Annotated in this window: 13 protein-coding genes; 6 read left to right on the top strand and 7 right to left on the bottom strand. The window is 73.6% G+C overall.

The window, feature by feature from the left end; translation table 11 throughout:
• Positions 1 to 20: 20 nt before the first annotated feature.
• Positions 21 to 869: an HAD hydrolase family protein gene (locus ACL02R_RS20405; protein WP_412798393.1), complete on the bottom strand. Its 849-nt coding sequence runs from the start codon at positions 867 to 869 to the stop codon at positions 21 to 23.
• Positions 870 to 1,003: 134 nt separating this feature from the next.
• Here ACL02R_RS20405 and ACL02R_RS20400 point away from each other — a divergent pair, with 134 nt between their 5' ends.
• The 5 genes from ACL02R_RS20400 to ACL02R_RS20380 all read left to right on the top strand — a co-directional run bounded on the left by ACL02R_RS20400 (position 1,004) and on the right by ACL02R_RS20380 (position 5,536).
• The gene (locus tag ACL02R_RS20400) at positions 1,004 to 1,930 is read left to right on the top strand and encodes an LLM class flavin-dependent oxidoreductase (RefSeq protein ID WP_412798420.1); all 927 of its coding nucleotides are present in this window, start codon (positions 1,004 to 1,006) and stop codon (positions 1,928 to 1,930) included.
• A 144-nt stretch (positions 1,931 to 2,074) separates the two neighbouring features.
• Positions 2,075 to 2,992: an ABC transporter ATP-binding protein gene (locus tag ACL02R_RS20395; RefSeq protein ID WP_412798392.1), complete on the top strand. Its 918-nt coding sequence runs from the start codon at positions 2,075 to 2,077 to the stop codon at positions 2,990 to 2,992.
• A complete protein-coding gene (locus ACL02R_RS20390) occupies positions 2,989 to 3,882 on the top strand; it encodes an ABC transporter permease (RefSeq protein WP_412798391.1) in 894 nt (297 codons plus the stop codon). The genes ACL02R_RS20395 and ACL02R_RS20390 overlap by 4 nt, the downstream gene beginning before the upstream one ends.
• Positions 3,883 to 3,884: 2 nt before the next feature.
• A complete protein-coding gene (locus ACL02R_RS20385) occupies positions 3,885 to 4,802 on the top strand; it encodes an ABC transporter ATP-binding protein (RefSeq protein WP_412798390.1) in 918 nt (305 codons plus the stop codon).
• An 11-nt stretch (positions 4,803 to 4,813) separates the two neighbouring features.
• A complete protein-coding gene (locus ACL02R_RS20380) occupies positions 4,814 to 5,536 on the top strand; it encodes an ABC transporter permease (RefSeq protein ID WP_412798389.1) in 723 nt (240 codons plus the stop codon).
• Between the two features lie 66 nt (positions 5,537 to 5,602).
• Here ACL02R_RS20380 and ACL02R_RS20375 read toward each other — a convergent pair whose 3' ends face one another.
• Positions 5,603 to 6,802, bottom strand: coding sequence for an aminotransferase class V-fold PLP-dependent enzyme (locus tag ACL02R_RS20375; protein ID WP_412798388.1), 1,200 nt, complete (start codon positions 6,800 to 6,802; stop codon positions 5,603 to 5,605).
• 83 nt (positions 6,803 to 6,885) lie between these two features.
• On the opposite strand from ACL02R_RS20375, the gene ACL02R_RS20370 reads away from it, so the two are divergent.
• Positions 6,886 to 7,440: an RNA 2'-phosphotransferase gene (locus ACL02R_RS20370; RefSeq protein WP_412798387.1), complete on the top strand. Its 555-nt coding sequence runs from the start codon at positions 6,886 to 6,888 to the stop codon at positions 7,438 to 7,440.
• Between the two features lie 66 nt (positions 7,441 to 7,506).
• On the opposite strand, the gene ACL02R_RS20365 is transcribed toward ACL02R_RS20370, so the two are convergent.
• The 5 genes from ACL02R_RS20365 to ACL02R_RS20345 form a co-directional block, all read right to left on the bottom strand.
• A complete protein-coding gene (locus tag ACL02R_RS20365; RefSeq protein WP_412798386.1) occupies positions 7,507 to 8,361 on the bottom strand; it encodes an HAD family hydrolase in 855 nt (284 codons plus the stop codon).
• A complete protein-coding gene (gene serS, locus ACL02R_RS20360) occupies positions 8,358 to 9,653 on the bottom strand; it encodes a serine--tRNA ligase (RefSeq protein ID WP_412798385.1) in 1,296 nt (431 codons plus the stop codon). The genes ACL02R_RS20365 and serS overlap by 4 nt, the downstream gene beginning before the upstream one ends.
• Before the next feature lie 502 nt (positions 9,654 to 10,155).
• Complete coding sequence (gene pheA / locus ACL02R_RS20355) at positions 10,156 to 11,094, bottom strand: prephenate dehydratase (RefSeq protein WP_412798384.1); 939 nt, start codon at positions 11,092 to 11,094, stop codon at positions 10,156 to 10,158.
• Between the two features lie 42 nt (positions 11,095 to 11,136).
• Positions 11,137 to 12,360 carry an iron uptake transporter deferrochelatase/peroxidase subunit gene (gene efeB / locus ACL02R_RS20350; RefSeq protein ID WP_412798383.1) on the bottom strand — a complete coding sequence of 408 codons (1,224 nt, stop codon included), beginning with the start codon at positions 12,358 to 12,360 and terminating at the stop codon, positions 11,137 to 11,139.
• A 64-nt stretch (positions 12,361 to 12,424) separates the two neighbouring features.
• Positions 12,425 to 14,377, bottom strand: coding sequence for a copper resistance protein CopC (locus ACL02R_RS20345; protein WP_412798382.1), 1,953 nt, complete (start codon positions 14,375 to 14,377; stop codon positions 12,425 to 12,427).
• Positions 14,378 to 14,384: the final 7 nt, after the last annotated feature.

Genomic DNA, 14,384 nt, shown 5'->3' with positions numbered 1-14,384 from the left:
CAACGGCGGCGGCGCCGTCGTCAGGACACGGTGGCGCCGTGCTCCGCGAGGAGTCCCTCGATGACCCGCGCGACGCCGTCCTCCTCGTTCGAGGCCGTACGGCGCGCGGTGGCGGCGAGGACGGCCGGGTGCGCGTTGGCCATCGCGTAGGCGGTGCCGGCCCAGCCGAGCATGTCCAGGTCGTTGGGCATGTCGCCGAATGCCACGACCTCCCCGGGGGCGATGCCGCGGCGTGCGCAGCGCCTGGCGAGCGTGCTGGCCTTGCTGACGCCCGGCGCGCTGATCTCCAGGAGCGCCGTGGGGCTCGACCTGGTGACCTCGCCGTGTCCGCCGGTCGCGGTGCGGGCGAGGGCGAGGAAGGCGTCGGGGTCGAGCGCGGGGTGGAAGGCGAGCAGTTTCAGGACGGGGGACGTGGCGTGGGCGTCGCCCGCGTCGGCCAGCTGCCGTTCGACGGGCGCGACCTGGAAGGCGGGTTCGAACTCCAGGGACGGGTACTCCGGCTCGTGGTGGAAGCCCGTCGTGCGTTCCACGGCGAAGACGGCGCCGGGCGCGGCGGCCCGGACGGCGGCGGCGATGTCCAGGGCGTTACCGGGGTGCAGGGGCCGGGTCTCGACGAACGCGCCGGCGCGGTGGAGGTCGACGACGGCGGCGCCGTTGCCGCAGATCGCGATCCCGTGGCCGTGGACGTGCGCGCTGACGACGTCCATCCAGCGGGCGGGGCGGCCGGTCACGAAGATCACCTCCACACCGGCGGCCTCGGCGGCGGCCAGCGTGGCGACGGTCCGGGGCGACACCGTCTTGTCGTCGCGCAGGAGGGTGCCGTCGAGGTCGGTGGCGATCAGGCGGGGCAGCTCCGCGGGAAGGGACACAGTTGTCGAGCATATGCGCGCACATACGTGCGGGACACCGCGCGGATGCGTACGTACCCGGTCGTTGTCGGGAAGGGGCGTCGCGTCGGGGCGCGGAGGGCCTACGCTTGCTGGCCATGGCTGTCACATCCGAGTTGCCGCTCCGGCTGTCCACCGTCATCCTGCCGGTCCACCGCTGGTCGGACGGCGGCCGGAGGACCTGGCAGCGTGCCGAGGAACTGGGTTTCCACACCGCCTACACGTACGACCACCTCTCGTGGCGCACCTTCAGGGACCGCACGTGGTTCGGCGCCCTCCCGACGCTCACGGCCGCCGCCGCGGTGACCGAGCGGATGCGGCTGGGGACGCTCGTCACCTCGCCCAACTTCCGCCATCCCGTGACGCTCGCCAAGGAGCTGATCACCCTCGACGACATCAGCGACGGGCGGATCACCCTGGGCATCGGCGCGGGCGGCACGGGGTACGACGCGACGGCGCTGGGCCACGAGGCCTGGTCGCCGCGTGAGCGCGCCCAGCGGTTCGCCGAGTTCACGCGGCTGCTCGACCGGCTGCTGAGCGAGGGCGGCGCGGGCGGTCCGGCGCGCGGCGTCTCGTACCAGGGCGACTACTACTCGGCGCACGAGGTGCGCACGGTCCCCGGCTGTGTGCAGCGGCCGCGGCTGCCGTTCGCCGTGGCGGCGACCGGGCCGCGCGGGATGCGGCTCGCCGCCAGGCACGGGCAGGCGTGGGTCACGGTCGGCGATCCGGCGGGGTTCGACGGCGGGCGGACGCCGGACGCGCTGGATGCGCTGCGCCGTCAGGTGGAGCGGCTGGACGCGGTGTGCGAGGACGCGGGGCGCGAACCGGCGACGCTGGGTCGGGTCCTGCTGCACTCGGGGCCGGGGGACGAGAAGGGCACGCTGTCGTCGGTCGGCGCGTTCGTGGACTACGCGGGGGCGGTGGCGGCGCTCGGCTTCACCGAGCTGGTGCTGCACTGGCCGGTGGAGGACTCGGTCTTCGCGGGCGACATCGGGGTGTTCGAACGCATCGCCACGGAGGGTCTGGCCCAGCTGGCGGCCTGATCCGGGACGCGCCGGGCTCGCCCGGGGGGCGTACCCGGAGGCGAACGACCAAAGAGAGCCGGGTATCAGACCAAAGTGGGACGCGGGGCGCTCCCGGGCGGCACTAGCGTCTGGAGGGTGAGCGGAGACAGCACGCATGGCAGCGTGATTCGGACCGAGGGCCTGACGAAGCGGTATCCACGGGTGACCGCGCTCGACGGGCTGACCGTCGACATAGGCCCGGGGGTCACCGGCCTGATCGGGTCGAACGGAGCGGGCAAGTCCACCCTGATCAAACTCCTGCTGGGGCTCGCCCCGGCCACCGAGGGCCGCGCCACCGTGCTCGGCCTGGACGCGGCGGCCGAGGGCGCGGCGATCCGGGAGCGCGTCGGCTACATGCCGGAGCACGACTGCCTGCCCGCCGACGTGTCGGCCACCGAGTTCGTGGTCCACATGGCCCGGATGTCGGGCCTGCCGCGGACGGCGGCGCGCGAGCGCACGGCCGACACCCTGCGGCACGTCGGCCTGCACGAGGAGCGCTACCGCCCCATGGGCGGCTACTCGACGGGCATGAAGCAGCGCGTGAAGCTGGCGCAGGCCCTGGTGCACGACCCGAGCCTCGTCCTCCTCGACGAGCCGACCAACGGGCTCGACCCGGCGGGCCGGGACGAGATGCTCGGCCTGATCCGCCGCGTGCACGCCGACTTCGGCATATCGGTCCTGGTGACCTCGCACCTGCTCGGCGAGCTTGAGCGCACCAGCGACCACATCGTCGTCATCGACGGCGGCCGCCTCCTGCGCTCGCAGACCACCGCCAGTTTCACCGAGGTGACCACCGCGCTCGCGGTCGAGGTCACCGACAGCGACAGCCACCCGCACGGTGCCGACGCGGTACGGGCCGCCTTGGCGGAGGCGGGCCTCACCGCCGTCCCCGCCGGCGGCCGGCTGCTGGAGATCGAGGTGGACGGCGACGCCGTGTACGACGTCGTCAGGGACACCGTCGCCGAGCTCGGCCTCGGCCTGGTCCGGATGGAACAGCGCCGCCACCGCATCGCCGAGGTCTTCGAGGAGGCCACGTCATGACGACCCCGGGACAGGCGGCCGACGCCCGCATCCACGACATCGGGTACCGGCGGTACGAGGGGACGCGCCTCGGTGCGCGGTACGCCCGCTGGTCATTGCTCGTCCACTCGCTGCGCGGGGCGTACGGGCTCGGCCGCTCCGCGCGGTCCAAGGTCCTGCCCTGGGGCCTGTTCGCCGTGATGGCGCTGCCCGCGATCGTCATGGTGGCGGTCGCCTCGACCGCCGGCACGGACGAACTGCTGATCGAGCACACGCGGTACGCCCTGGAGATGGAGCCGATCGTCGTCCTCTTCCTGGCGATGGCCGCGCCCCAGCTGGTCTCGCTCGACCTGCGGTTCAAGACGATGCCGCTCTACTTCTCCCGGCCCATCTCCCGCACGGACTACGTCACGGCGAAGTACGCGGCGCTCGCCGCCGCGCTCTTCCTGTTCACCACCGTGCCGCTGACCGTCTCCTATGCGGGCGGGCTCCTCGCCGAGCTGGGCTTCGTCGACCAGACCAGCGGCTACCTCAGGGGGCTCGTCGCGACGGCGGTCCTGTCGGTGCTGTACGCGGGCATCGCCCTGCTTGTCGCCTCGTTCACCCCCAAGCGCGGGTTCGGTGTCGCGGCCGTCATCGGCGTGCTGACCATCCCGGGCTTCGCGGTGTTCCCCTTGCAGAGCCTGATGGAGACGCAGGGCTCGGAGGACGCGATCGGCTGGCTCGGCCTCTTCTCACCCGCCTCCCTGGTGGACGGCCTCCAGGGCGCGTTCCTCGGCGGCTCCACCGTGTTCCCGGCGGACGTCGAGCCGACCGCGTTCCAGGGCGTCATCTACCTGCTGGCCGTCGCGGGGCTCGTGGCGCTGTGCCTGCTGCTCCTGCTGCGCCGCTACCGGAAGGCCGGGATCTGACCATGACCACCATCGAGATCACCCGGGCCTCCCGCTGGTTCGGCAACGTGGTCGCCGTCAACGACGTGACCATGGCCATCGGGCCGGGGGTGACCGGGCTGCTCGGCCCCAACGGCGCGGGCAAGTCCACGCTCATCCACATGATGAGCGGCTTCCTCGCCCCCTCGGCGGGCACGGTCACGCTCGACGGCGCCCCGATCTGGCGCAACGAGCCGGTCTACCGCCACATCGGGCTCGTCCCCGAACGCGAGGGTATGTACGACTACCTGACCGGTGGGGAGTTCGTGCTCGCCAACGCCGAGCTGCACGGGCTGCCCGATCCGGCCGCCGCCGCGCGGGAGGCCCTCGCCACCGTGGACATGACGGCCGCGGCCGACCGCCGCATCTCGACCTACAGCAAGGGCATGCGGCAGCGCGTGAAGATGGCCTCCGCGCTCGTCCACCAGCCGTCGGTGCTGCTGCTCGACGAGCCGTTCAACGGCATGGACCCCCGGCAGCGCATGCAGTTGATGACCCTGCTCCGGCGGATGGGCGAGGAGGGCAGGACGGTCCTGTTCTCCTCGCACATCCTGGAGGAGGTCGAGCAGCTCGCGGGGCACATCGAGGTGATCGTCGCGGGGCGCCACGCGGCGTCGGGCGACTTCCGGCGCATCCGGCGCCTGATGACGGACCGGCCGCACCAGTACCTCATCAGGTCGAGCGACGACCGCGCGCTGGCCGCCGCGCTGATAGGCGACCCCTCCACGACGTCCATCGAGGTGGACGCGGCGGAGCGGGCGCTGCGGGTGCAGGCGCACGACTTCGCCCGCTTCACCACCGAACTGCCCCGGCTCGCCAGGGACCGCGGGATCAGGCTGCTCACGGTCTCCCCGTCGGACGAGTCCCTGGAAAGCGTCTTCTCCTACCTGATCAGCGCGTGAGGAGCCCTGCCGTGTACAACGAGACCGTCGCCCGGCTCACCTACCGGGCGCTGCTGGGCCGCAGGCGCGCCATCCTCCTCGGCATCCTGCCGGCGCTGCTGATCCTGATCGCCGTCCTGGTCCGCGCCATCGGCGGCGCCGACGACCGGGTGGCGGAGGACGTGCTGGGCGGCTTCGCCCTCGCCGCGATGGTGCCGCTGGTCGGCGTCATCGCCGGTACGGGCGCCATCGCCCCCGAGATCGACGACGGATCGATCGTCTACCTGCTGGCCAAGCCGCTGCCGCGCCGGACCGTCATCCTGACGAAGCTGTGGGTCGCGATCTCCGTGACCGTCGTCTTCACCACCATCCCAGTGCTGGTCGCCGGGATGATCATGAACGGGAACAGCCAGCAGATAGCGGGCGCCTACACGCTGGCGGCGGCCGTCGCCTCGGTCGCGTACAGCGCCGTGTTCCTGCTGCTGGGGACCGTCTCGCGGAACGCGGTGGTGTTCGGCCTCATCTACTCCCTTGTCTGGGAGACGCTGTTCGGCAGCATCGTGCCCGGTGCGAGGACGCTGAGCATCCAGCAGTGGTCCCTGTCCCTGGCCGAACAGGTCGCGGCCGACGGCACCGGCATAGCCTCCGACGTGGCCCTGCCGACCGCCGTGATCCTGCTGGCCGCCGTCACGGTCCTCGGCACCTGGTACGCGATCCGCCGCCTCAGCGCCCTGACCGTGGCCGCCGACGACTGAGACCCGTCACACGGTCGGCGCCGTGCCCGTGGCCCCGAGGGCACGCGGGCCCGGCGCCGTGCGGTCTCACCGACCGCGTACGAGTCCGCCGACCAGGGCGACGGTCCGGTCGAGTTCCTCCTCCGTCGTGAAGTAGTGCGGCGACAGGCGGACGAGCGGGTGCACGTCGCGCTGTTCCGTGTCGAACTGGGTGTGGTGCGGATGGGTCACCGACACGTTCACGCCTTCTCTGGCGAGTGCGGCGGCGACCTCGGCGGGCGGCATGTCGCCCACCCGGGCCGTCACGATGGCGCACTTCTCGCGCCCCAGGTCGTGCGTCGTGACGCCGGGCAGCTCGTCCAGGGCGCCCCGCAGCCGCGCGCCGAGAGCGACGGCGCGGGCGCCGGTGACCGCCGGGTCCAGTTCGCGCGCCTGCCGGACGGCCGAGCCGAGCCCGAGGACCGCCGCGTAGTTCATCTCCCAGGTCGCGAAGCGCGTCGCGCCCGGCCGCCAGGTGAAGCCGCGCGCGCCGTCCCAGTCGGCCGACTCGATCTCGGGCAGCACCGGCTCGGTCCGCTCCAGCATCGACGCGGCCACCCACAGGAAGCCGGTGCCGCGCGGCCCGCGCAGGAACTTCCGGCCCGTCGCCGTCAGCATGTCGCAGCCGATCTCCCGCACGTCCACGGGGAACTGGCCCACCGACTGCGTCGCGTCCAGCAGGAACGGCACGCCCGCCGCCCGCGTGATCCGGCCGACCTCCGCCGCCGGGTTGACCAGCCCGCCGCCCGTCGGTACATGGCTGACGCCCACCAGCCGCGTCCGCTCGTCGATCAGCCCGGCGAGCGCCGCGGTGTCCAGCTGCCCGTGCTCGTCGTCCGGCACGACCACCACCTCGACGCCGAGGCGCCGCTCGGCGTGCAGGTACATCAGCACGTTGCTGCCGTACTCGGCGCGCCCTGTGAGGACGCGGTCGCCCGGCCGGAAGGTGTGCGTGAGCGAGAGGAACGCCGCCTGCCAGGCACGCGTGGAGTTGTCGAACAGCGCCACCTCGTCGGCCCGGCCGCCGATCAGCGCCGCGATGTCGTCGTACGTCCGGGCGACACGCTCCCGCTCCCGGTCGGCCGCCTCGTACCCGCCGATGGCGGCTTCGAGTCCGAGGTGCCCGGTGACCGCGCGCAGCGTGCGCCGGGAGAGGAGCCCGGCCCCGGCGTTGTTGAGATGGACGCGTTCGGCGCAGCCGGGGGTGTCGGCCCTGATGCGCCCGATGTCGAGGGTCGTGTGGTCCATGGGTCAAAGGTGCCGCGGGAGGTGCGTGTTGTACACCAGGGAATCCGGTGTCTCCCGGATCTTCCGCACGGCACTCTGGTGCCATGGACGAGAAACGGCGCATACGCGTCTCGAAGTACCTCTCCCGCCATCTCCGGCACGACCCCGGCCGCATCGGCATCACGCTCGGCCTCCAGGGCTGGACGTCCGTCCCCGCCCTCCTCGACGCGGCCCGCCGCCACGGCTTCCCCGTCACCCCCGCCGAACTGGCCGAGGTCGTCGCGACGGACGACAAGCGCCGCTACGCCCTCGACGGCACCGGCCCCGCCCAGCGCATCCGCGCCAGCCAGGGCCACACCGTCGCCGTCGATCTGGGGCTGCCGCCCGCCGACCCGCCCGCGTACCTCTTCCACGGCACCACGGCCCGCTTCCTGCCCGCGATCCGCGCCGAGGGCCTGCGGCCGATGGCCAGGCACCACGTCCACCTCTCCCCCGACCGGGCGACGGCGACCCGGGTCGGCGCGCGGCGCGGCAGGCCGGTCGTCCTGACGGTGGACAGCGGCGCGATGCACCGGGACGGGCACGTCTTCCGGCTCAGCGACAACGGCGTGTGGCTCGCCGACGCCGTGCCGCCCGCGTACCTCGCCGGGATTGCCTGACGGCGCGTCGGCGACGCCAACTCAGGTTGTCCACAGGCGGATCACACAGCCTGTGGACAACTCCCCTCAGACGGACGGCTCCAGCAGCGCCTCGATGACGGTCGCGATGCCGTCCTCGTCGTTGCTCCCCGTCACCTCGTCGGCCACCGCGAGGACTTCGGGGTGCGCGTTGCCCATCGCCACGCCGTGCGCCGCCCAGCCGAGCATCGACAGGTCGTTGGGCATGTCGCCGAACGCGAGGGTGTCCGCCGCCCGTACGCCGAGCCGCCGCGCGGCGAGCGACAGGCCCGTCGCCTTCGACAGACCCAGCGGCAGCATCTCCACGAGGCCGGGGCCCGACACGACGAAGTCCACGACCCCGCCCAGGCGTTCACGCGCCGCGACGGCCAGCGCGTCGTCCCCCAGCGTCCCGTGCTGGAGGTACAGCTTGATGACCGGATCGGCGAACAGCCCCGCCCGGTCCGGCGTCCCCTCCGGCGGCTCGCTCACCTCGTCGGTGAGGTTCTGCGCCTCGACGGGCCGGAACCGGCCGTCCATCAGGATCTGGCCGTCCACCCCGTCCGCCGCCGCGGCGACCCCGAGCGGCCCGAGCGCGTCCTCCAGCAGCTCCACCGCGCGCCGCGCCACGGCCCGGTCGAGCGTGACGGACGTCAGCAGCCGGTCCTCGCCCGCGTGGTAGAGCTGCGCGCCCTGCCCGCACACGGCGATGCCCCGGTACCCGAGCGCCCGCAGGATGTCCCGCGTCCACGCGACGCTGCGGCCGGTCGCCACGAGGTGCTCGGCGCCCGCCGCCTGCGCGGCGGCGAGCGCGTCACGGGTGCGCTGCGAGATCGTCCCGTCGCCGCGCAGCAGCGTGCCGTCCAGGTCGGTGGCGACCAGCCGGTACGGGAAGCGCTGCGGGAGGCTGCTCCCGGGGCTCAACGGACGGTGCCGGCGCCGGCGGTCGGCGTGAGGACGTCACGCCCGCCGAGGTACGGACGCAGCGCCTCGGGCACGCGCACCGAGCCGTCCTGCCGCTGGTGGTTCTCCAGCAGCGCGACGATCGTGCGCGGCACGGCGCACAGCGTCCCGTTCAGCGTGGCGAGCGGCCGGACGCCCTTGTCCTTGGTGCGCATCCTGACCTGGAGGCGGCGTGCCTGGAACTCCAGGCAGTTCGACGCGGACGTCAGCTCGCGGTACTTGCCCTGCGTGGGAATCCATGCCTCGCAGTCGAACTTGCGGGACGCCGACGCGCCCAGGTCGCCGCTCGCGACGTCGATCACGCGGAAGGGGAGTTCGAGTGCGGTCAGCCACTCCTTCTCCCACTCCAGCAGCCGCCGGTGCTCGGCCTCCGCCTCCGCGGGCGCGACGTACGAGAACATCTCGACCTTGTCGAACTGGTGCACGCGGAAGATGCCCCGGGTGTCCTTGCCGTACGACCCGGCCTCGCGGCGGAAGCAGGGGGAGAAGCCCGCGTAGCGCAGCGGGAGCTGCTCGGCGGGGATGATCTCGTCCATGTGGTACGCGGCGAGCGGGACCTCGGAGGTGCCGACGAGGTAGAAGTCGTCCTTCTCCAGGTGGTAGACGTCCTGCGCCGCCTGGCCGAGGAAGCCGGTGCCCTCCATGGCGCGCGGCTTGACCAGCGCGGGCGTCAGCATGGGGACGAAGCCGGCCTCCGTGGCGCGGGCGATCGCCGCGTTGACCAGGGCCAGCTCCAGCAGGGCGCCGACGCCGGTGAGGTAGTAGAAGCGCGATCCCGAGACCTTGGCGCCGCGTTCGGTGTCGATGGCGCCGAGGGCGGTGCCCAGCTCCAGGTGGTCGCGCGGGGCGAAGCCCTCGGCGTCGAAGTCGCGGACGGTGCCGTGCGTCTCCAGGACGGCGAAGTCCTCCTCGCCGCCGACGGGGACGTCGGGGTGCACGAGGTTGCCGAGCGCCAGGAGGTGCCGCTGCGTGTCGGCGGCGGCCTCGTCCCGTTCGGCGTCAGCGGCCTTGACGGCGGTGGCCAGCTCGCCCGCGCGCGTGAGCAGCTCGGCCTTCTCCTCGCCCTCGGCGCGCGGGATGCGCTTGCCGAGCTGCTTCTGCTCCGCCCGCAGTTCGTCGAAGCGGGAGGTGGAGGACCGGCGCCGCTCGTCGGCGGAGAGCAGGGCGTCGACGGCGGCGACGTCCTCTCCACGGGCGCGCTGCGAGGCGCGCACTCGGTCGGGGTCCTCACGGAGCAGACGAAGGTCAATCACGGCACCAGGCTACCGGGGTGGCCGAGGGCGGGGGAAACGGCTTCCCCGGAGGAAAACCGACGCCCCCGCCGCCGGGCTTCCGCTGCACTTCCGAAGAGCTATTTGCCCGTTTTGCCGGGAAAGGCGCTCAGGGGAATCCACAGGTCAGAGCGGTTGTCCACGGAGTTATCCACAGGTCGAGGCGGCCGCCTGTGGACAGCCGGGGAGTTTCTCGCGGGGCGGCAGGGGCGTTGATGAATTCCCGATTCAAACCCCGTTCATGCTCTCTTCCGGGGGAATCCCACGCGAATTGCCTCACTCCGCAGAGTTAGGGGCACGCGTCACGGTGACGAAAGTGGTTTCGGCCCCCTGTGGGCCCCTTCGGGGCCGACCGGCCGCTATGTCGTGAATGTCCGAGTGGCTGTATCGACTTGTACACAGCCGGCGAGCCCCGCCTGTGGATAACTCGGCCGTTCATCCACAGGCCCGTCCCCAGGCCGCCCCCCGACCTGCCCCGACACCCTCACACCCCGCCGTGCCGCCCGTCCAGGCACCGCGTCAGCCAGTCCGCCGACCGCAGGAAATCCTCATCCGTCGTGCCCGTCCTGATCGTCGGCTCGACATGGTCCGCCCTCGGATACGACCCGAGGTACCTGATGTCCGCGCACAGCCGCTTGAGCCCCATCAGCACCTCCCCGACCCGCCGGTCCGAGACATGCCCCTCGCAGTCCACCGAGAAGCTGTACTGCCCGATGCCCTTGCCGGTCGGCCGCGACTCGATGCGCATCAGGTTCACCCCCGACGCCGCGTACTCCTGGAGCACCTCAAGCAGCGCGCCCGGATGGTCGGCGCGCAGCCACAGCACCACCGACGTCTTGTCCGCCCCCGTGGGCGCAGCGGGCCGCGACGGGCGACCGACGAGGACGAAGCGCGTCGTCGCGTTGTGCGCGTCGTGGATGTCGGTGACCAGCGGCTCCAGCCCGTAGATCGGCGCCGCGAACTCACCGGCGAACGCCGCGTCGTACCGCGCCTCCTGCACCAGCCGCGCCCCGTCCGCGTTCGACGCCGCCGACTCCCACTGCGCCTCCGGCAGGAAACGCGCCAGCCAGTCCCGCACCTGCGGCTGCGCCACCGGGTGCCCGGTGACCGTCTTGATCTCCTCGATCACCGTCCCGGGCCGCACCAGCAGCGCGAACGCGATCGGCAGCAGCACCTCGCGGTAGATCATCAGCTGCCCGCCCGACGCCAGCTCGTCCACCGTCGCCGTGACGCCGCCCTCCACCGAGTTCTCGATCGGCACGAGCGCCGCCGCGGCCTCGCCCGACCGCACCGCGTCCAGCGCGGCCGGCACCGAGATCATCGGCACCAGCTCACGGGTCGCGGCCTCGGGCAGCGTGCGCAGCGCCGCCTCCGTGAACGTCCCCTCGGGGCCCAGGTACGCGTAGCGGCTCGCAGCTGTCATGGCGCAACCGTAGCCGCGCCCGCGCGCACCGTGCCCGCCGTCTCAGCCTTCGAGCAGCCGTTGACCCACGTACTCGCCCTGTGCGGCGCCCCCGGGCACGGCGAACAGCGCGCTCGCCTCGTGCCGCACGAACTCCGACAGCGCGTCCCCCCGGTCGAGCTTGCGCTGCACCGGCACGAAGCCCCGCAGCGGGTCCGCCTGCCAGCAGACGAACAGCAGCCCGGCGTCCGGACTCCCGTCCTCCCGGAAGCCGTCGTGGTACGAGAACGGGCGCCGCAGCATCGCCGCGCCGCCGTTCGTGTCCGGCGAGGTGACGCGTACGTGCGCGTTCGGCGCGATGACGGGCCGCCCGTCGCCGCCGGTGGCGTCCAGGTCGACCGGCGTCGTCTCGGTGCCGCCCGTCAGCGGCGCGCCGTCCGACAGCCGCCGCCCTATGACGCGCTCCCGCTCCTCGCGCGGCAGGTCCTCCCACGGGTCGAGCAGCATCCGGATGCGGCGCACGACGGCGTACGAGCCGCCCGCCATCCACGCCGGGTCGCCGTCGGCGGGGACGAAGACCCGGGTGTCGAAGTCGTCGTCCGCCGGGTCGGGGTTGTTGGTGCCGTCCACCTGGCCCATGAGGTTGCGCGTCGTCATCGGCCGCGCGGTGGCGCCGGGGCCGCGGTTGAAGCCGCCCATGGTCCAGCGGACCGCCGCCGTGCCCGCGGCGGCGCGCTGGAGCGTGCGCAGGGCGTGGTACGCGACGAGCGCGTCGTCCGCGCCGATCCGCGCCCACAGGTGGCCGTCCGAACGGGCCGGGTCCAGCGCGTCGGCGGAGAAGGCGGGCAGCGGGGCGAGCGCGGCGGGGCGGGCGGCGGTGAGGCCGGTCGCGTCGAAGAAGCCGTGGCCGAAGCCGAACGTCACGGTCAGCGAGGCGGGGCCGGCGTCGCGCGTGACGTCGGTGCCGGACACGGACGCCTCGCCCGCCATCAGCCCGGCGGCCAGCTCGGACCAGCGGCGCAGCAGCGCGGCGGCCTCGCGCCGCCCCGCGCCCGGCGCGAGGTCGAAGGCGGTGAGGTGGCCGTGCGCCTGTGTCGGCGTGGTGATGCCGGGCTGGCGCGCGCCGTGGAACGGTACGGCCGCCGCGCCGACCGTGGTCAGCGCCGGTCCCGGTTCGCCGGTGGCGGCGGCGTGGCCGAGGGCGCCGCCGGTGGCGCCGAGGGCGAGCCCTGCGGCGCCTGCGGCGCCCGAGGTGGTGAGGAGGCGGCGGCGGGAGATGTCTGGCATGTCTGTTCTCGCGTTGCTGTGGTTCTTCGCTGGGGTGGGGTGGTGCGGGGTGGTGCGGGTCGGGTCAGCCGATGGGGACGGTGGCCGTCTCCGTGACCTGGTCGATGTCCGAGGTGCGGAGGGTGACGGCCAGGTCCCAGTCGCCGGGGCGCGGGAGCTGCACGTCGGGGACGGTCCAGTGCCCGGCGGCGACGTGCAGCGCGTCGTAGCGCAGCGGGCCGATCTCCTCGGCGGGGAGGGTGAGGGCCACGCGGATCTCCTCGGCGTCGGTGGGGGCGCCCGACGGGTCGGCGAGCAGGATGTGCAGGGTGTTGCCGCCGGTCGTGGCGGGGGACAGCTCCAGCTCGGCGGTGCCCGCGCCGCCTTCGCCGCCCGTGTCGTACGGCATGGACACCGAGACGGGGCCTGCCGGTTCGGGCGTGGCCTGCCCTGCGCCGGAGCCGTCGGCGACGCTGGTCCCGGTCTCGTCGGCCGTGTGCGCCGGGGTGGCGGCGGTCAGCGCGGTCGTGACGGCGAGCAGCACGGCGGCGATGCCCGTCTCGACGAGGACGGAACGGCGCAGCCCGGCCCGTTCCGTGTCGGCGTCGCGCGCCTTGCGGCGGGCGGCCCCCTCGATGGCGGCGCGCTGCCGGGCGAGCTGCCTGGCACGTTCTGCGTCAGGGGCGTCCTGGGCAGGGGCACCCACCGGCTCGGGGACCGCCGCGTCGGGCGTACGGTCCGCCAGCCGCGCCGTCCAGCGCCGCGAGAAGCCCGCGACCGCCAGCAGCACGGCGACCAGCGCCACCTTCACGAGCAGCAGCTGCCCGTACGCCGTCCCCGTCAGCGCGCTCCACGACAGCCCGACCTGCCGCCACGACTGGTACAGACCCGTCACCGCCAGCACGGCCACGCTGCCGAGCGCCACCGACGAGAAGCGCCGTACCGCCGCGCGCGGCACGGCGACGGGCGCCCGCGCCAGCAGCGCCAGCAGGGCGGCCAGCCCGCCGAGCCAGGCGCCCACGGCGAGGAGGTGCGCGATGTCGGCGGGGATGGCGAGCCCTGTCTGCCGCCCGGTGGAGGCGTGTTCGGACATCGCCCACGTGGCGGCGATGCCGATGGCCAGGATGGCGCCGCCCAGGCCCAGACCGAACGTCAGGTCGCGCAGCCGCTGCGCGTGGGCCTCGGCGAGGTAGGCCGCCTCGTCGGGGTCGTCGGCCCCGGGTTCCGCGGGTATGGCGTCCGCCGCGTGGAGCCGGGCGTAGCGTCCGTAGAGCAGGGCGACGAACGCACCGGCGGCGGCCACCAGCAGCAGTCGCGTGACGAGCGCGGTGCCCGTACGGGTCTCGACCACGTCGCGCAGCCCGCCCAGGTCGAGCACGTCCGCCAGGTCACCCGTACCGGTGTAGGGCGTGCGCAGCAGCAGGAGCGCCACAGTCCCGGCCGTCAGTGCGGTCCACCCCGTGAGCGTCACCTGCTGGAGTGCGCGCAGCCCGGATGCGGCGGGCCAGCACACCAGCGCGAACGCGCAGGAGCCGACGAGCAGCACGAAGCCCGCGTACGACACGTACCGCCCGACGTCGTACAGCAGGCCGACCACACCGTCGTCCCCCGTCGCCGAGACCGCCGCGATGTCTACGCTGGTCTCGGACGGCGCACCGATGGAGAAGGTGAACGCGCCCGCGATCGGGTGGCTGTCGGCGGACACGACGTGCCAGGTGACGGTGTACGTCCCGTCGCCCAGGCCGTCGCGCAGCCCGACGGCCTGCTCGCTGCCGCTGCCCGCGCCACCGGCCGTGTCCCCGGTGTCCGCGCGCGCGCCGTCGGGCGCGAGGACACGGATGCCGTCGTCGGGGACGGACACGCTCTCGGAGAACGTCAGGCCCACGGAGGCGGGCGCCCCGTCGACCACCGCGCCGTCCTCCGGGTCGGTGCCGGTGAGCACGGCGTGCGCGCCCGCGGACGGGGCGGCGGACAGCAGCGCCGCCAGCGCGGCGGCGACGACCGTGAGCAACTGGAGGAAACGGCGTGGCGCGGTCATGGCGGTG

Origin of the sequence: Streptomyces sp. MS19 (genome assembly GCF_047200595.1) — a bacterium.
Taxonomy (GTDB): Bacteria; Actinomycetota; Actinomycetes; order Streptomycetales; family Streptomycetaceae; genus Streptomyces.
Note: the sequence above shows the minus strand (reverse complement) of the source record. Positions and strands in the feature narration are given on the sequence as shown.

Coding starts and splice junctions, on each gene's coding strand:
- ACL02R_RS20375 (WP_412798388.1), bottom strand. CDS start 6,802: ATGGACCACACGACCCTCGACATCGGGCGCATCAGGGCCGACACCCCC.
- ACL02R_RS20385 (WP_412798390.1), top strand. CDS start 3,885: ATGACCACCATCGAGATCACCCGGGCCTCCCGCTGGTTCGGCAACGTG.
- ACL02R_RS20345 (WP_412798382.1), bottom strand. CDS start 14,377: ATGACCGCGCCACGCCGTTTCCTCCAGTTGCTCACGGTCGTCGCCGCC.
- ACL02R_RS20390 (WP_412798391.1), top strand. CDS start 2,989: ATGACGACCCCGGGACAGGCGGCCGACGCCCGCATCCACGACATCGGG.
- efeB (WP_412798383.1), bottom strand. CDS start 12,360: ATGCCAGACATCTCCCGCCGCCGCCTCCTCACCACCTCGGGCGCCGCA.
- ACL02R_RS20370 (WP_412798387.1), top strand. CDS start 6,886: ATGGACGAGAAACGGCGCATACGCGTCTCGAAGTACCTCTCCCGCCAT.
- pheA (WP_412798384.1), bottom strand. CDS start 11,094: ATGACAGCTGCGAGCCGCTACGCGTACCTGGGCCCCGAGGGGACGTTC.